The 16,769-nt window shown below is 65.5% G+C and carries 14 protein-coding genes; 10 read left to right on the forward strand and 4 right to left on the reverse strand.

From position 1 onward, the window contains the following. Positions 1–271: 271 nt before the first annotated feature. Positions 272–3,361, reverse strand: a complete 3,090-nt coding sequence (locus HU750_RS26560; RefSeq protein ID WP_186683309.1) for a MexW/MexI family multidrug efflux RND transporter permease subunit — start codon at positions 3,359–3,361, stop codon at positions 272–274. A gap of 2 nt (positions 3,362–3,363) precedes the next feature. Next, a complete protein-coding gene (locus tag HU750_RS26565) occupies positions 3,364–4,455 on the reverse strand; it encodes an efflux RND transporter periplasmic adaptor subunit (protein WP_186683311.1) in 1,092 nt (363 codons plus the stop codon). A gap of 114 nt (positions 4,456–4,569) precedes the next feature. Here HU750_RS26565 and soxR point away from each other — a divergent pair, with 114 nt between their 5' ends. The 4 genes from soxR to HU750_RS26585 all read left to right on the forward strand — a co-directional run bounded on the left by soxR (position 4,570) and on the right by HU750_RS26585 (position 8,180). Beyond that, positions 4,570–5,016 (forward strand): redox-sensitive transcriptional activator SoxR, encoded by a 447-nt coding sequence (soxR, locus tag HU750_RS26570; protein ID WP_099430951.1) that lies wholly within the window; start codon positions 4,570–4,572, stop codon positions 5,014–5,016. Positions 5,017–5,179: 163 nt separating this feature from the next. After that, complete coding sequence (locus HU750_RS26575) at positions 5,180–5,950, forward strand: aldolase (protein WP_189662755.1); 771 nt, start codon at positions 5,180–5,182, stop codon at positions 5,948–5,950. 44 nt (positions 5,951–5,994) lie between these two features. Then, the gene (locus HU750_RS26580; RefSeq protein ID WP_186683313.1) at positions 5,995–6,879 is read left to right on the forward strand and encodes a dihydrodipicolinate synthase family protein; all 885 of its coding nucleotides are present in this window, start codon (positions 5,995–5,997) and stop codon (positions 6,877–6,879) included. Positions 6,880–6,965: 86 nt separating this feature from the next. Continuing rightward, positions 6,966–8,180, forward strand: a complete 1,215-nt coding sequence (locus HU750_RS26585) for a benzoate/H(+) symporter BenE family transporter (protein ID WP_514132431.1) — start codon at positions 6,966–6,968, stop codon at positions 8,178–8,180. On the opposite strand, the gene HU750_RS26590 is transcribed toward HU750_RS26585, so the two are convergent. Further along, on the reverse strand, positions 8,181–9,497 hold the full coding sequence (locus HU750_RS26590; protein WP_186683315.1) for a T6SS phospholipase effector Tle1-like catalytic domain-containing protein: 1,317 nt from the start codon (positions 9,495–9,497) through the stop codon (positions 8,181–8,183). It abuts the gene before it with no gap. Positions 9,498–9,726: 229 nt separating this feature from the next. Here HU750_RS26590 and HU750_RS26595 point away from each other — a divergent pair, with 229 nt between their 5' ends. The 6 genes from HU750_RS26595 to HU750_RS26620 are packed head-to-tail and all read left to right on the forward strand — an operon-like array spanning position 9,727 to position 16,541. Then, the gene (locus HU750_RS26595; RefSeq protein WP_027596692.1) at positions 9,727–10,686 is read left to right on the forward strand and encodes an AAA family ATPase; all 960 of its coding nucleotides are present in this window, start codon (positions 9,727–9,729) and stop codon (positions 10,684–10,686) included. A gap of 4 nt (positions 10,687–10,690) precedes the next feature. After that, positions 10,691–11,635 (forward strand): DUF58 domain-containing protein, encoded by a 945-nt coding sequence (locus HU750_RS26600; RefSeq protein ID WP_186683325.1) that lies wholly within the window; start codon positions 10,691–10,693, stop codon positions 11,633–11,635. After that, positions 11,632–12,126 carry a DUF4381 domain-containing protein gene (locus HU750_RS26605; protein ID WP_186683317.1) on the forward strand — a complete coding sequence of 165 codons (495 nt, stop codon included), beginning with the start codon at positions 11,632–11,634 and terminating at the stop codon, positions 12,124–12,126. The genes HU750_RS26600 and HU750_RS26605 overlap by 4 nt, the downstream gene beginning before the upstream one ends. Then, complete coding sequence (locus tag HU750_RS26610) at positions 12,119–13,195, forward strand: vWA domain-containing protein (protein WP_027596695.1); 1,077 nt, start codon at positions 12,119–12,121, stop codon at positions 13,193–13,195. Before HU750_RS26605 ends, HU750_RS26610 begins: the two co-directional genes overlap by 8 nt. Further along, positions 13,192–14,910 (forward strand): vWA domain-containing protein, encoded by a 1,719-nt coding sequence (locus HU750_RS26615; RefSeq protein ID WP_186683319.1) that lies wholly within the window; start codon positions 13,192–13,194, stop codon positions 14,908–14,910. The genes HU750_RS26610 and HU750_RS26615 overlap by 4 nt, the downstream gene beginning before the upstream one ends. Next, entirely contained in the window at positions 14,907–16,541 is a 1,635-nt protein-coding gene (locus HU750_RS26620; RefSeq protein WP_027596697.1) for a BatD family protein, read from the forward strand. The genes HU750_RS26615 and HU750_RS26620 overlap by 4 nt, the downstream gene beginning before the upstream one ends. 43 nt (positions 16,542–16,584) lie before the next feature. Here HU750_RS26620 and HU750_RS27260 read toward each other — a convergent pair. Next, positions 16,585–16,769, reverse strand: a 185-nt coding sequence (locus HU750_RS27260) for a hypothetical protein (RefSeq protein ID WP_238348953.1), incomplete at its 5' end; no start/stop codon positions are given.

The following is a 16,769-nucleotide window of genomic DNA, read 5'->3' on the forward strand; positions in this document are numbered from 1 at the left end:
GCGTGTGCTCCCACTCGTGCTCGCAGCACCTCCGGCAGTCAGCTTGCCATTCACCGCTCTCACTCCTGATTCTAATACCCCCTCAAGACACAAGCCGGCTTGCCGGCGATGCAGGCACCGCGGTGTAGGGCACCGGCTTTGCCGGTGATCGCCGGCAAGCCAGCTCCCACAGGTCCCTACTAAATCAATTAGTTATGTGTTGGATGAGAGCGGGATTGCCCCGCAAGCACCGGCGAAGCCGGTGCCATGCAATGCGGCGCCGGATGATCACTCAAGGCACACTCACCCCAACGCTCCGCTCGGCGTCTGCCAGTTGCTGTTTACGCAGGGTGGTCAGCCGGTGATCTCGCGCCAGCCAGGTGTAGATCGCCGGCAGCACGAACAAGGTGAACAGCGTGCCGATCAACATGCCGCAGACGATCACCACACCCAGCCCAAAGCGGCTGTTGGCCCCTGCGCCACTGGCAAATAACAGCGGTATCACACCGAAGGTCATCGCCGCCGTGGTCATCAACACCGGGCGCAGGCGAATTTGCGCGGCGCGCATAATGGCCGCCGCACGGTCAAGGTTGTCGCGCACCTGAATCTCGTTGGCGAACTCCACCATCAGAATGCCGTGCTTGCTGATCAGCCCGATCAGCGTGACCAAGCCAATCTGCGTATAGATGTTCAACGTGGCCCAGCCCAGCGCCAGCGGCAGCAACGCACCGCAGATCGACAACGGTACGGTCACCAGGATGATCAGCGGGTCCACCAGGCTTTCATACTGCGCGGCCAGCACCAGGTAGATCACCACCAAGGCCGCAAGAAAGGCCCACATCAGGGCAAAGCCTTCCTGCACATACTGGCGTGACTCCGATTGCCAATCATGGCTGAAACCGGGCGGCAACTCGGCGGCAAGCTGCTGCAGAAATGCCACGGCCTTGCCCATTGAGACACCGGGCGCGGGGATGGCCTGCAGGGTGCTTGCGTTCTGCTGGTCGAATTGCAAAAGGCGGTTAGGCGCGACCTGCAGGTCTAGGCGCACCACCGTGGACAACGGCACCAGGCTGCCATCTTCGGCCCGCACGTACTGGCGATTCAGGGCCGACGGGGTCAGGCGCTGGTCCTGGATGCTTTGCGGGATCACGTCATAGGCGCGACCGAACAGGGCAAAGCGGTTCAGGTACTGCTCGCCCACCAGCACGCCCAGCGACTCGCCGATGTCCTGCATGCTGATCCCCAGGCTGGCGGCCTTGGCGCGGTCGATGCTGACCTTGACCACCGGGTTGTTGTAGTCCAGGTCGCTGTCCACCACGCTGAACAAACCGCTCTCGCGGGCGCGCTGCTTGAGCACTTCCATGGTCTGGTACAGCACCGGGTAATCCTGGGCACTGCGCAACACCATCTGTACCGGCAAGCCACCACTGGAACCTGGCAACGACGCCACCTGGAAGGCGAAGATGCTGCTGCCCTCGATGTCCGCGACCGCCTGTTGCAGCTGCGCTTGGATTTGCGCGGCAGAGCGCTCGCGCTGCTGCCATGCACTGAGGTTGATGCCACCGAAGCTGGCCGCCGTCCCGTCGGTGCCGTTGATGATCCAGGTGTCGGTGGTTTCGGGAATCGATTTCATCACCTGGTCGAGTTTGCTGGCAAAGCGCTCGACGTAGTCCAGGCTTGCCTGTTGCGGCGACTTGATTGCCGTCAGCACGGCCGCCTGGTCCTCCGGCGGTGCGAGCTCGCGCTGTGGCAACAGGTACAGCCAGGGCAGGCTTAGGCAAACCAGCAGGGCCACACCAGCACTGAGCCAGCGCCGCGCCAAGGTAAACGCCAAGGCCTGGGCATAGGCCGCTGTGAGCGCAGCGAACACCCTTTCGGCGAACTGGGCCATGGCCCCATCCTGCTGGCCGGGTTTGAGCAGCAACGAACTCATCACCGGCGACAAGGTCAGTGCAACGACACCCGAAACGATCACCGCCCCCGCCAAGGTCAAGGCAAATTCACGGAACAACGTGCCGGTCAGCCCCCCCATCAAGCCGATGGGCGCGTACACGGCGGCCAGGGTCAGGGTCATGGCGATCACCGGCCCGGCGATTTCGCGTGCACCGGCCAACGCCGCCGCCACCGGTGTCTGCCCTTCTTCGATATGACGGTGCACGTTCTCCACCACCACGATGGCATCGTCCACCACCAGGCCGATGGCCAGCACCATCGCCAGCAAGGTCAACAGGTTGAGGCTGAAGCCGAACGCCAGCATCAACCCCGCTGCACCCAGCATCGACAACGGAATGGCCACCACCGCGATCACCACGCTGCGCAGTGACCCCAGGCACAGCCAGATCACCAGCACGACGATCAGCATCGCTTCCACCAGCGTGCGCAACACTTCTTCGATCGAAGCCTCGATGAAACGCGCAGTCTCATAGGCCAGCGCCACCTTCACGCCGGGCGGGAGCGTTTGCTGGATCTGCGGCAACAATTCGCGAATGCCGTCGACGATGACCAGTGGGTTGCCCGATGGCGTGGGGAACAACCCCAAGTGCACAGCGGGTTTGCCATCCATAGTGGCACTGGTGCGGGTGGCCGCCGCGCTCAGTTCGACAGTGCCCACGTCACGCAGGCGCACAAGGTCGGTGCCGTCGTTGCGGATGATCAGGTCACGGAAGTCCTCGACGCGGGTCAGGTCGGTGTCGACCTGGATATCGGCCAGCACGAACTGCCCGCGCACCTGCCCAGGGGTGGCCTGGTAATTGTTGGCCCGCACCGCTTGGGCGACGTCGGCAGCCGTCACCCCGCGCCCGGCCATCTGCTCGCTGTCGAGCCACAGGCGCATGGCCAGGCTCTGCCCGCCGAAGGTCTGCACCTTGGCCACGCCGTCGATCCCCGAAAGCAGCGGCTCAACCACCCGCGACAGGTAGTCACTGAGTTCTGGGATGGACAGGGTCTGGCTGGAGAAGCCGACATACGCCACCGCCGTGGAGTCACCTGCAGACAGCTCCACCACCGGGTCGTAGGCTTTCTCGGGCAAGCGGTAGCGCACTTGGTTGACCTTGGCCATGGTCTCGGCCAGCGCCTGGGTCGGGTCTCGGTTGAGCAGCATGCGCAGGGTAATCAGGCTACGCCCCTGCAACGATGATGACGACATGAAGTCAACGCCCTCAACCGAAGAAACCGCCTGGCTGATCGGCTGGGTCACAAAGCCTTGCATGAGTTCGGCGGAGGCGCCGGGGTAGTCGGTACTGATGGTGATGGTCGCGCTCTCCAGCAAGGGGTACTGACGCACCGGCAACTTGCCCAGGGCGAACAGGCCCATCAGCACGATCAGGCTGCTGACCACCAGCGCCAGCACGGGGCGACGCACGAAGGTATCGGTGAAGTTCACGGTTACTGCCCCCCAGCCACGTCCAGCAGGCTGTCTTCTGCGACCTGCTCGACCTGCATGCCATCACTCAATTTCAGCTGGCCGGAAACCACCACCCTGTCGCCCGGCGCGAGGCCCGAGGTGACTTCCACGCGCCCCTGCCAGCGCTCACCGGTCGTTACCGGTACCCGGTTGACGCTGATGACGCCCTGCTGATCCTGCCTGGCAATGAACACCGTCTGCCCGTAGGCGGTGTAGGTGATCGCCGTTTCCGGCACGGCCAGCACCCTCGACGGCTGCGCGGCAGGCAGACGGACCCCGGCATACATGCCCGGCTGCAGTTGCCCATCCAGGTTCGGCAGGGCAGCCTGCACCTGAACCAGGCGTGACTTGCTGACCAGCGGATCGACCGCCACTACCCGTGCCTGAAACGCCCGCCCGCGCACAGCATCGACGGTCAGTTCCAGCAGTTGCCCGACAGTCACTTCGGGGGCCGCCTGTTCGCTGAGGGAAAAATTGACGTGCAACTGGCGTGTATCCGTCAGGCTGGCAATCGCCTCGCCAGCGCCCAGGTACTGGCCCTGGTGAACACGGCGGATACCCACATTGCCTGCAAACGGTGCGCGTATGGCTTTTTGCGCAATCAGCGCTTCGACATGCTGCAGCTCACCCGCGGCCACATCCACCGCTGTGCTCGCGTTATCCAGCAGCTCTTGCGAAACGGCATTCAGCGCGCGCAACTTACTGGCCCGCTGCGCCGCGACTTGGGCATTGCGCAGCTTCGCCCGCAGTTGCACGCGCTGGGCCTGCTCGGGCGCATCGTTGAGCTGTACCAGCAACTGCCCGGCACGCACGGCCTGCCCCGACGCGAAGGCGATGTGGGTGATGCGCCCTGCCACCTCGGCCGCGACCTGCACCTGATTGACCGCCTCCAGCTCCCCCGATGCAAAACGTTGCCGCGCCAGGTCGACTGGCTCGGCAGTGGCCAGCGCAACTTTGGTGGCTGGCCACGCCGCGGCCTGTTGGGCCGCTACCCTAGTGCCCGTCAATGCGTAGGCGCCGACCAAGGCACCGACAGCGGCGACAGTCATGGCCAGTAACATCCTTTTGTTCATGCCTTGCTCCGATCAGCGGGGTGGTTGCAGGAAAGATCGGGCAGGACTATAAGAGCTCAACTTAACTTGAGGTCAACAGGTGTGACAGCCAAATCATCCACCAACAGCACGCGGCTGCTGACTGTCGGCGAAGTCGCCAAGCGCAGTGGCGTTGCGGTATCCGCCCTGCACTTCTACGAATCCAAGGGGCTGATCGCCGGCACGCGCACCGCCGGCAACCAGCGGCGTTACCCCGCGCTGGTGTTGCGCACCATCGCCATCATCAAGGTGGCCCAGCGCACGGGTATCCCCCTCGAGGTCATCAAGCGTGCCCTGGGCCGCTACCCGCCGAACAGCAAACTCACGGCAGCGCAGTGGGGCGAGATGTCATCGGCCTGGCGAGAAGACCTGAACGCACGCATCCGCACCTTGGAAGCGTTGCGCGACAGCCTGGACAACTGCATTGGCTGCGGCTGCCTGTCGCTGGAAGACTGCCCGCTGCGCAACCCCGAGGATGTGCTGGGCAAGGACGGTGCAGGGGCGAGGATTCTAGAAAAAGAGGCCACCGCCAAGCACGTGTAAGGGATACCTGCGCGGTCGTCATGGGATGAGCCATGGCGCGATGACACTTCGCTTGCATATGACACAAGGTGTCATTAAGATCGACGTGTGTCCTCAAGCCAGCCACGGCAACCAGGACGTCATCGCCCTTATCCCGTGCAGGTACCCCACTGTGACCACGACCATGCAGACCCCCAAGGACCAGCTCGTCAAGCGTGCTCAACAGCAAATGCTGACTGCGCTGGCCGACAACACCTATACCCCGCGGCAGAAGCTCGCACTGACCTGCCGGATTCTGTTCGACGGCGGCCACGATTCGGGCCTGGCCGGGCAGATCACCGCACGCGCTGCGGAACCTGGCACCTATTACACGCAACAGCTTGGCCTGGGCTTCGACGAGATCTCGGCCTCCAACCTGCTGGTCGTGGACGAAGACCTGACGGTGCTGCAAGGCCAGGGCATGGCCAACCCCGCCAACCGCTTCCACAGCTGGCTGTACCGCGCACGCCCTGACGTCAACTGCATCATCCATACCCACCCGCTGCACAGCGCCGCCTTGTCGATGCTCGAAGTGCCGCTGGCCATCTCGCACATGGACCTCTGCCCGCTGTTCGACGATTGCGCCTTCCTCAAGGAATGGCCAGGCGTGCCGGTGGGCAATGAAGAAGGCGAGATCATCGCCAGTGCCATCGGCGACAAGCGGGCGATTCTGCTTTCCCACCATGGCCTGCTGATCGCCGGTCGATCGATCGAAGAAGCCTGCGTGCTCGCCCTGCTGTTCGAACGTGCAGCGAGGATGCAGTTGCTGGCCATGGGCGCCGGTGAAATCCGCCCCATCCCCGAAGCACTTGGCAAAGAAGCCCATGACTGGATTTCCACGCCAAAACGCCATGGCGCCGCGTTCAGCTACTACGCGCGCCGGGCCTTGCGTGCCCATGGCGAATGCCTGGGCTGATTGCAGCTGTCCCCCTTCCTGAACAACGGCAAAGGTGCCTGGTCATGTCTACACCTGTAATTCGCGGCGTCATCGGCTACACCATCACTCCCTTCGCGGCAGACGGCTCGGTCGATCTAGCCGCCCTGGGCACATCCATCGACAGCCTGATCCAGGCCGGCGTGCACGCCATCGCCCCGCTGGGCAGCACGGGCGAAGGTGCCTACCTGTCCGAGGCCGAGTGGGAAGCGGTGGTGCGCTACAGCCTCGAGAAAATCGCTGGCCGCGTACCCAGCGTGGTCAGTGTCTCTGACCTGACTACCGCACGTACCGTGCAGCGCGCCCGCCTGGCCCAGGCGTGCGGGGCCACGGCGGTGATGGTGCTGCCCATCTCCTACTGGAAGCTGACCGAGGCGGAGGTGGTCGACCACTACAAGGCGGTCGGCGCGGCAATCGACATCCCGATCATGCTGTACAACAACCCAGGCACCAGCGGCACCGACCTTTCGGTGGAGCTGATCCTGCGCATCCTCGGCGAGGTGGCCAATGTGACCATGGTCAAGGAAAGCACCGGCGACATTCAGCGCATGCACCGCCTGTACACCGCGACCGATGGCAAGGTGGCGTTCTACAACGGCTGCAACCCGCTCACCCTGGAAGCCCTGGTTGCCGGCGCCGCCGGCTGGTGCACTGCAGCGCCGAACCTGATCCCCGCGCTGAACCTGGCTTTGTGGGACGCCGTGCAGAAGGGCGAGCTGGCTGAGGCACGGGCACTGTTCTACCAACAGTACGCGTTGCTGGCGTACATCACCCAACGCGGCCTGCCCACCACCATCAAGGCCGGGCTGAAAATGCTTGGCCTGGACGTGGGGGCGCCGCGCCTGCCGCTGCAACCCCTGGATGCTGAAGGCAGTGCCTACCTGAAAGGGTTGCTGGTCTCAGCCCAGTGATTTAAAGGGGATTGTGGGAGCGCCTTGAATGCCGACCTTGTTCACTACACGGACTTTCATCAATCACATAAGCACGGAGGCCACTTGTGACAACACCTGCTCAACACCCATCGGCATCGCTTGGGCTGACCGACATCCTACACCCCGCCATCGCCGGGTTGGTTTCGGTCATCGTCAACTACGGCGGCACGTTCATCCTGGTGTTCCAGGCAGCCAAGGTCGCCGGGCTAAGCCCGGAGCTGACCTCGTCATGGGTCTGGGCGGTGTCGATCGGGGTAGGTATCACCGGGCTTGTCTTGTCCTGGTACAGCCGTGAACCCTTGATAACGGCCTGGTCCACCCCGGCTGCCGCGTTTCTGGTCACGGCACTGGCCAGCGTGCCCTATGCCGAGGCCATTGGCGCGTACCTGCTGTCCGCTGCCGGCTTCGTAGTGCTGGGCCTGACCGGGTACTTCGAAAGGCTGGTCCGGATCATCCCAGGCGGGGTCGCGGCAGGGCTGCTGGCCGGCATTCTTTTACCGTTCGGCATCGGCGCGTTTGCCGGCCTGTCGGTCGACCCGGTGCTGGCCGGGTTGCTCATCGTGGCGTACGCGGTGTTCAAACGCTTTACTGCCCGTTACGCGGTCGTAGGCATCCTCATCCTTGGCCTTGCTTACCTGCTGATCCAGGGGCAGGCCGGCCTTTCGCAACTGACGCTGGAAATCGCGACACCGGTGTTCACTGCCCCGGCCTTTACCCTCAATGCGGCCCTCAGCGTCGCGCTGCCGTTGTTCCTGATCACCCTGACCGGGCAATACATGCCCGGCATGCTGGTACTGCGCAACGACGGCTTCAAGACCAGCGCCAACCCAATTGTCGCAGTCACCGGCCTGGGCTCCTTGCTCATGGCGCCGTTCGGCTCGCACGCGTTCAACCTCGCGGCCATCACCGCCGCCATCTGCACCGGCAAGGAAGCCCATGAAGACCCGGCCAAACGCTGGATCGCGGGGATCGCCGCAGGGGTCTGCTACATCCTTGTGGGGGTATTCGGCGTCACGCTTGCCAGCGTGTTCATGGCACTCCCAGCCACCTTCATCACCACCCTCGCCGGCCTCGCGCTGCTGGGTACCATTGGCACCAGCCTGGCCAGTGCGATGGCCGACGCGAAGTCACGAGAAGCCGCGCTGATCACCTTTCTTGCAGCCGCTGCCAACATCACCCTGTTGGGTATCGGCGGGGCCTTCTGGGGCTTGGTCATCGGCCTGCTGGCCTACGCAGTGCTGAACGGGCGCGCCCCTGGGTTCAAACGTACTCAGCCGTAATCACACCATCGGGTCTGCATGCTCCACCCGCCCCGCTTCGCCAGGCCGATTGACGAACAGCACGTCCAGCGTGCTGTTGCGCAGGCCCTTCACGGGGTTCCAGTGCGCCGAGGTGTGAATGTACTTGTCGCGCAGCAGGCGCTGCTCGTCCTCGGTCAGGCCGGCGTCGGGGCGTGAACCCAAGGCAAAGCCATGCAGCTTGCGGCTGATGTCCAGCAAGTCATCGGGCAGCCGATGGGCTTCATCGTCCCCCAACTCGGCAAACGGCACCCCACCACGCACTGCCAACTCACGCATGATGCTCAGGTACACCCGGGAAAGATGGCCGGCCACGTCCCTCTCCCGATAAACCGCCGCATACACCTGCTTTTGCGCCTCGTCCGGTTTACCGCCGGCAATCGGCTGCTCCCAGGTCAGCACCCGCGGCCGCGGTTCGCCCAACTCAGCAAACGCCGATGTCAGCAAGGCGCTGGCCGCCGAGTAGGCGCGGGTGCATTCGGCTTTTGTGCGCACAGGCACCCGCTGCGACTGCGGTTTGCACAGTAGCACCTGCTCCTGCATGCACGGCAGGTAGCCCCCGCCAATGTTCGAGTGCACGCCCGGCACGACAATGTCTCCCTCGCTGCGCACCAGCGGGAAGTTATGCCGGCGCTCGTCACCGGCCACCAATTGCACCACGTGCCGCGCAATGGCCTTGCCCAGGCCCAGGCGCAAGCCGCCGTGGCGAGCGTCAGCGGGGTCGAAGTCCCCCTGCAACGGCGCGACGATGGCCGCCACGGTGTCGAACAGGCCAATGAAGTTGATGCCCACAGCACACGAGGTGCCCAACAGGTTGCTCGCGTCATCACGCAGCACATTGGCCAGGTGCCTGGCGGCAGCGGCGCCACGACTGAAGCCGAACAGGTCGAGTTCGACCCGCGCTAGCCGCGATTGCGGATACGCCAGGCACCAGCCCCGCAACTGGTCGGCAATCATTGTCACGGCCTCGGCGACGCGCGCCTCGACGCCAGTACGCCCACGCCCGGTGGCCGAGGCAAAACTGGAATCCGCCGCCCCCGCGGTGGTGCCGATGCCCTCGACATACAACTTGAGAAAGGCCATCGTGCCCGGCGCAGGGCTGCCTGGGGCTGGGTACAGCGCGTGCAGCAAGGCCACATTGCTCCAGGCATTGCCATAGCTGGTACCTGCCAGCGGCCCCGAAGCCTGGCCCGCCGCCGTGGCATTGCCCAGGTTGTTGCCGGTGCCATCAAAGAACACGCCAACGCGCAACGTCGTTGGCGCAGGGGTATCGAAGGTACTGCGGTGGGTTTGCATCATCCTGCGTCCTGCTTGCTCAAAGAGCATTAGCAAGCGCCAGGGCACAGCGGCCGACTATCAGCCGACGCCGAAGGTTGCGCAGGACTTGTCGACAAGCCCACGCCCGACGGCCTGGATAAATTTGCCAGCCGCCATTGGTCGCCACCCCCCCGGATAGATTAAAGTATCCCCCCTTGCCGAGGCAGCTGTTCCCAGCGCGCCTGCGGCCCAATACCAGGAACCGTCGCCGATGGAACACCGTGAAGCGCTGATCGCGCTGCGCACCTTTCTTTCCACCCAGATCCTAGGCCAGGAAAAGCTGGTCGAGCGGCTGTTGATCGTGCTTCTGGCCGACGGCCATATGCTGGTCGAAGGTGCCCCCGGGCTGGCAAAGACCAAAGCCATCAAAGAACTCGCCGAAGGCATCGAGGCGCAGTTCCATCGCATCCAGTTCACCCCCGACCTGCTGCCGGCCGACATTACCGGCACCGAAATCTACCGCCCAGAAACCGGCAGCTTCGTGTTCCAGCAGGGGCCGATCTTCCATAACCTGGTGCTGGCCGACGAAATCAACCGCGCCCCGGCCAAAGTCCAGTCGGCGCTGCTCGAAGCCATGGCCGAGCGCCAGGTCAGCGTGGGCCGCAGCACGTACGACCTGTCACCGCTGTTCCTGGTTATGGCCACCCAGAACCCCATCGAGCAGGAGGGTACCTACCCGCTGCCCGAAGCCCAGCTCGACCGCTTCCTGATGCACGTAAAAATCGGCTTCCCCGACGCTGCGGTGGAACGGCGCATCCTGCTGCAGGCCCGCGGCGAGGCACTGGGCGGCGAGACCAAGCCCGAGCGCCGGGTCAGCCAGCAGGCCATTTTTGCCGCGCGCAAGGAAATCCTCGGCCTGTACATGGCCGATGCCGTGGAGGAATACCTGGTGCAACTGGTCATGGCCACGCGCACGCCGGCCAAGTTCGACGCCGAACTGGCCGACTGGATCGCCTACGGCGCCAGCCCGCGTGGCTCGATCTCGCTGGACCGCTGTGCGCGTGCGCACGCCTGGCTGGCCGGGCGCGACTTCGTCAGCCCCGAGGACATCCAGGCGGTGCTGTTTGATGTGCTGCGCCACCGCATCATCCTGTCGTTCGAGGCCGAGGCTGCGGGGATCGACCAGGACCGCGTGGTCCAGCGCATCCTCGACGTCGTCGCCGTTGCCTGACCCCATGCCCACCGCGCAGTTGGCCGAACCCGGCATCCGCATCGGCCTTGCCGAGCTGATCGACATGCGCCACCGCGTGCGCGAAATCCAGCTGTTTTCCCGGCCCGGCCAGCGCAGCCCGCTGGTGGGCCTGCACCACTCCAAGCTACGCGGGCGCGGCGTGGACTTCGACCAAGTGCGCGTGTACCAGGCTGGCGACGATGTGCGCAACATCGACTGGCGGGTCACCGCCCGCACCCAGGAGCCGCACACCAAGCTGTTCCATGAAGAACGCGAGCGGCCGATCTTTATCCTGGTCGAACAGAGCCAGCGGCTGTTCTTCGGCTCGGGGCTGATGTTCAAGTCGGTGCTGGCGGCCCAGGCTGCGGCCCTGTTCGGCTGGGCGGCACTGGGCCACAACGACCGCATCGGCGGGCTGGTGTTTGGCGACAACGAGCACCACGAAATCAAACCCCGGCGCAGCAAGCAAAGCCTGCTGCAGCTGCTTAACCGCCTGGCCAAGGTCAACCAGGCGCTGCACACCGAAGCCACGCCCCAGGCCGACAGCCTGGGCCTGGCCTTGCGCCGGGCGCGTGAGGTGCTGCGCCCTGGCAGCCTGGCGATCGTCATCTGCGACGAGCGCTCGCTGACCGACCAGGTCGAACAGCACCTGGCCATGCTTTCGCGCCACTGCGACCTGCTGCTGCTGCCGGTCTCCGACCCGCTCGACCATGCCCTGCCCGCAGCCGGCCTGTTGCGCTTCGCCCAGCGCAGCGCGCAACTGGAGCTCGACACCCTCGACGCCAGCTTGCGCCAGGCTTACCGCCAGCAGGCCGAGTCACGTATCGCCCGCTGGGAACTGATGGCACAGAAGCTGCGCGTGGTGCTGATGCCGCTGAGTACGCAAAGCGAGATGATCGAGCAACTGCGCGAATACCTGAACGCCCAGCGCCCGGGGAGCAGCAAATGACCCCGCTGGACCAGTTGCAACCGCTGATTGCCCCGCCGGCAGTCGGCCTGTGGCCACCGGCACCGGGTTGGTGGGTATTGCTGGCCTTGCTGCCGCTGCTTGCCTGGAGCCTGTGGCGCGTACGCCATTGGCGCCCGCGCAAACGCCGCATCGTGCGCGCCGAGCAACCGCTCGACCCGGTACGCGTGGCCGCCCTGGCCGAACTTGCCCAGCTGCCACGCCCGTATGACGGCGCCCCGGCCGGCGCCTGGCTGCAACAGATCAATGCCCTGCTCAAGCGCCTGTGCCGCAGCCACTACCCGGGCGCCAACAGCCATACCCTCAACGGCCGCCAGTGGCTGGCGTTTCTCGACAACCGCTGCCCGGCCGCCGGCCTCACGCGTTGGATGGTGCTGGTCGAAGGCGCCTACAAGCCTGAGTGCAAGCTCGACGACAAAGCCATCGTCGGGCTTAGCCAGGCCGTCGAAACCTGGATCCGCAAGCATGTTTGAACTGGCCTGGCCGTGGATGTTCGCCCTGCTGCCGCTGCCGTGGCTGGCTCGCCTGGTGTTGCCAGCCGCCGACAGTGGCGAGCCGGTGCTCAAAGTGGGCTTCCTGAACGAGCTGGAAGGCCTGGCCGGGCGCCGGGCACGGCTCAACCTGCCCACCTGGCGCCAGCAGGCGCCCTTTGTCATCATCTGGCTGTTGCTGCTGCTGGCCGCGGCCCGCCCGCAATGGCTCGGCGACCCGGTACCGGTGGCCGCCAGCGGCCGCGACCTGCTGGTGGCGGTGGACGTGTCCGGCTCCATGGACTTCCCCGACATGCAGTGGAAGAACGACGAAATCAGCCGCCTCGACCTGGTCAAGGCGCTGCTTGGCGACTTTCTTCAGGATCGCGAAGGCGACCGGGTTGGGCTGATCCTGTTTGGCAGCCAGGCCTACCTGCAGGCGCCGCTGACCTTCGACCGGCGTACCGTGCGTACCTTCCTTGACGAAGCGCAGATCGGCATCGCCGGCAAGAACACCGCCATCGGCGATGCCATCGGCCTTGCGGTCAAGCGCCTGCGCCAACGCCCGGCACAGAGCCGCGTGCTGGTGCTGGTCACCGACGGCGCCAACAACGGTGGGCAGATCCACCCACTGACCGCCGCCCGCCTGGCCGCCCAGGAAGGCGTGCGCATCTATACCATCGGCATCGGCGCCAACCCCGAGGCCAGCGGCACGCCCGGCCTGCTGGGCCTCAACCCGAGCCTGGACCTGGACGAAGCCTCGCTCAAGGAAATTGCCGAGCTGACCCACGGCGCCTACTTCCGCGCCCACGACGGCGCCGAACTGAACGCCATCGGCGACGCCCTCGACCAGTTGGAGCCAGTGGCCCAGCAGCCAACCCAGGCGCGCACCGCCAAGGCCTTGTACGCCTGGCCATTGGCCCTGGCACTGTTGCTCAGCGTGCTGCTGGTGGTGGCCGTGCAGTGGCCAGACAACCGCTTGCAGCGCCTGCTGCGCAAACCGCGCTTTCTGCAGCCGCACCCGGAATGGCGCCAGCGCCTCAAACGCCTGCGCCTGAGGAAACGGCGATGATCGACCTGTGGCCACAATGGTTGCGCCCGCTCTGGCTGTTGGTAGTGCCACTGCTCGGCTGGTTGCTGTTCAAGCTGTGGCACCGACGCAAACGCGCCGGGCGTTGGCAGATGATCCTGCCGCCCGCGTTCCACGCCGTGCTGCTCGGGGGCGGCAGCGGCAGCACCAGCAAACTGCCTTGGGTGGCGCTGGGCCTGGCGTGGACGCTGGTGGTGCTGGCCCTGCTCGGGCCCAGCTGGCAGCGTGTGGAAGAGAGCCGGCAGCGCCCTGCCGACCCGCTGGTCATCCTGCTCGAACTGACCCCACAGATGCTCGCCGAGGACAGCCCGCCCAACCGCCTGGAGCAGGCCAGGCGCAAGGTCCTCGACCTGCTCGAACGCCGCCACGACAGCCAGACCGCGCTGATCGTCTACGCAGGGTCCGCCCACACCCTGGTGCCACTGTCCGATGACCTGGGCACCACCCGGAACCTGCTGGAGGCGATCGACCCCTCGATCATGCCCAAACCCGGCCAGCGCGCCGATCTGGCCGTGCAAAAAGGCCTGGCGCTGCTGGCCCAGAGCGGCCTGGGGCAAGGGCGCCTGCTGCTGATCGGCTCCTCGCTCAGCGCAGCGGAGCGCGAAGGCATCACGCAGGCCCTCGGCCGCCAGGGCCCGAGCCTGCTGATGCTGGGCATCGGCAGCCGAGACGGGGCACCGGTGCGACAAGCCAATGGCGAATTTCTTAAAGACGACCAAGGCGGAATTCTGCTGCCGCGCCTGGACAGCGCCAGCCTCAAGGCATTTGTCAGCGGCACCGGCGGGCGCTACCGCAGTGCCCGGGTCGACGACCTCGACCTGCGCGGCCTGGGCCTGTTCGACACCCCGCGCACTGCACGCAGCGACGGCCAGACCCTGCAATTGGACAGCTGGGCAGACCAGGGTTACTGGCTGCTCATTCCGCTGTTACTGCTGGCGGCCTGCGCCGGTCGTCGCGGCTGGCTGTTCTGCCTGCCCCTGTTGCTGGCCTTGCCGCAGCCAAGCCAGGCCTTCGAGTTCAACGACCTGTGGCTGCGCCCCGACCAGCAGGGCCAGCGCCTGCTCGAACAGAACCGCCCGGCCAGCGCCGCACGCCATTTCCAAAATCCACAGTGGCGCGGCATGGCGCTGTACCAGGCCGGCGATTACGCCGGTGCCGCCCAGGCATTCTCCCAAGGCAACACGGCAGCGGACCACTACAATCGAGGCAATGCCCTGGCCCGCAGTGGCGAGCTGGAAGCCGCCCTGGATGCCTACGAGCAGGCCCTCGAGCGCCAACCCGACCTGCAACCGGCACTGGACAACCAGGCACTGGTCCAGCAGTTGCTGCAACAGCGCGAGGCCAAGGCCGAAGAACAACCCGCCAGCAGCGAGGCCCAAGGCACACCCGGCAGCGAAACCGAAGGCAACAGCAGTTCGGCCAGTAGCCCGGCCCAGGGCACCCCTGGCAATGACGAACCCGCCAACGCCGAAGAACCCGGCGAAGGCAGCAACAACAGCCAGGCCACACCCGGCAACCAGGGGGGCGCCGACGACAACGTCACCGTGCCCCCCCAACGCCCGGTGTCGACCAACCTCGACGCCGAACAGCGTCAGGCCCTTGAACAATGGCTACGGGAGATCCCCGACAACCCGGCGGAGCTGCTGCGGCGCAAATTCTGGTATGAACAGCAATTGCATCAGGACAATCCACGATGAGTCGCTTCGGCGTCTTTCTGCTCGGTGTCTCATGGGCCTTGATGGCCCAGGCCGAGCCCATGCTGCAAGCCAGCGTCGACCGTACCCGCCTGGAGGCCGGCGAAAGCCTGGAACTGACCCTCGAAAGCCAGGACGTGACCCAGTTTGGCAAACCCGACCTGCGTGCCCTTGAGGGCGACTTCGAAGTGCGTGGCACACGCCAGCTGAACAGCCTGCACACGCTCGATGGCGAGACCCGCGCCAGCACCCGCTGGATCATCACCCTGCTGCCACGGCGCAGCGGCAGCCTGCGCATCCCGGAGCTGCAACTGGGCCAGTCGCGCAGCCAGGCCATCGACCTGCAAGTGCTGCAAGCCGATGCCAGCCGCCAGGAAAGCGCCTCCCAGGTGTTCATTGAGGCGACCCTGGACAGCAACGAGGTCTATGTTCAGGCCCAGGCCGTGCTGACCTTGCGCATCTACCATTCGGTGGCGCTGTATGACGACAGCAGCCTCAGCCCACTGCAGCTGGAAAACGCCAAGGTCGAGCCACTGGGCGAGTCGCGCACCTACGAGAAAGAAATCAACGGCGTGCGTCACGGGGTGATCGAAACCCGCTACGCCGTCTACCCGCAGCAAAGTGGCAGCCTCGAAGTGCCGGCGCTGACCTTCACCGCCACCGCGGCTGCCAGCGCCGACAACGAACAATCCGCCACGGCCGCCCCGCGTGCCGGCCGCCAGATCCAGGTCAGCTCGCTGCCCCTGCGCCTGGACGTGCGCCCAATTCCAGCGGCCTGGCCGGCCGGTGCGCCCTGGCTGCCGGCACGCAGCCTGACCCTTGAAGAACACTGGAACCCCGACCCGGGCAGCCAGCAGACGCAGATCGGTGATTCGCTCACCCGCAACATCACCTTGCGCGCCGACGGCTTGTCCAGCACCCAGCTGCCACCGCTGCCGGCCACCGAAATCACCGGCCTGCGCCGCTACCCCGACCAGCCGCTGCTGCGCAACGAAATCAACGAGCGCGGCATGACCGCCAACCGCGAAGAGCGCGAAGCGCTGGTGCCGACCCACAGCGGCGAACTGGCCTTGCCAGCGCTGGAAGTGGCCTGGTGGAACACCCGCGAAGACCACCTGGAGCACACCAGCCTGCCAGCGCGCACCCTGAGCGTGCAGGACAACCCGGCCCTGAGCGCCGACACGCCGGTCGGCGACACCCGTGCGGGCAATAGCCTGTTGTGGCCGTGGCAGCTGGCGACGCTGGTGTTTGCCCTGACCACATTGCTGGGCTTCGCCTTGTGGTGGCGTGCCCGTTCACAACCCGCGGTACTGCGCGCCGCGCAACAAGGCCCAAGCCCCCGCACGCTGCTGGACGACCTCAAGCGCGCCTGCCAGGCCAACGACCCGCAGACCACACGCCAAGCGCTGGACGCCTGGGCGCGGCAGCAGCCGGAGACCCTGGCGGAGATGGCTGCGCGGTTCGTGCCGTTGTCCGATGCGCTGGATGGGTTGAACGGGGCGTTGTACAGCGAGAGTGGGCAGTATTGGCAGGGTGAGGATTTGTGGCGCGCGATCGGGACGATTCCGCCGGCTGAGCAGGTGTTGCTGCCGTCGGGGGAGACCGGGAGCTTGCCGCCGTTGTATCCGAAATGAGGGGTGGGGTTGGGGTGCATGCCATGGGTATTTTTAGCGCCTATCAGATCGAGCGCCGCCCGCGCGGCGCATCGCGAGCAACGCTCGCTCCTACGTTTGTTTTTGGCCAATAACGCCTGTGACAGGCGCGCGCGACCGCCTTGTTTGATCGACGCGATATCGCGCCATGCGCCAAAGCGGTCGCGCGCATTTGCCCCAGGAATAACTGGCCCGAAACAAACGTAGGAG

Source organism: Pseudomonas sp. SWRI50 (assembly GCF_014269095.1).
Taxonomy (GTDB): domain Bacteria; phylum Pseudomonadota; class Gammaproteobacteria; order Pseudomonadales; family Pseudomonadaceae; genus Aquipseudomonas; species Aquipseudomonas kermanshahensis.

Bases quoted from the DNA above. Each gene is read 5' to 3' on its own strand.
- HU750_RS26565 (WP_186683311.1), bottom strand. From the start codon at position 4,455: ATGAACAAAAGGATGTTACTGGCCATGACTGTCGCCGCTGTCGGTGCC.
- HU750_RS26575 (WP_189662755.1), top strand. From the start codon at position 5,180: ATGCAGACCCCCAAGGACCAGCTCGTCAAGCGTGCTCAACAGCAAATG.
- HU750_RS26580 (WP_186683313.1), top strand. From the start codon at position 5,995: ATGTCTACACCTGTAATTCGCGGCGTCATCGGCTACACCATCACTCCC.
- HU750_RS26590 (WP_186683315.1), bottom strand. From the start codon at position 9,497: ATGATGCAAACCCACCGCAGTACCTTCGATACCCCTGCGCCAACGACG.
- HU750_RS26595 (WP_027596692.1), top strand. From the start codon at position 9,727: ATGGAACACCGTGAAGCGCTGATCGCGCTGCGCACCTTTCTTTCCACC.
- HU750_RS26600 (WP_186683325.1), top strand. From the start codon at position 10,691: ATGCCCACCGCGCAGTTGGCCGAACCCGGCATCCGCATCGGCCTTGCC.
- HU750_RS26605 (WP_186683317.1), top strand. From the start codon at position 11,632: ATGACCCCGCTGGACCAGTTGCAACCGCTGATTGCCCCGCCGGCAGTC.
- HU750_RS26610 (WP_027596695.1), top strand. From the start codon at position 12,119: ATGTTTGAACTGGCCTGGCCGTGGATGTTCGCCCTGCTGCCGCTGCCG.
- HU750_RS26615 (WP_186683319.1), top strand. From the start codon at position 13,192: ATGATCGACCTGTGGCCACAATGGTTGCGCCCGCTCTGGCTGTTGGTA.
- HU750_RS26620 (WP_027596697.1), top strand. From the start codon at position 14,907: ATGAGTCGCTTCGGCGTCTTTCTGCTCGGTGTCTCATGGGCCTTGATG.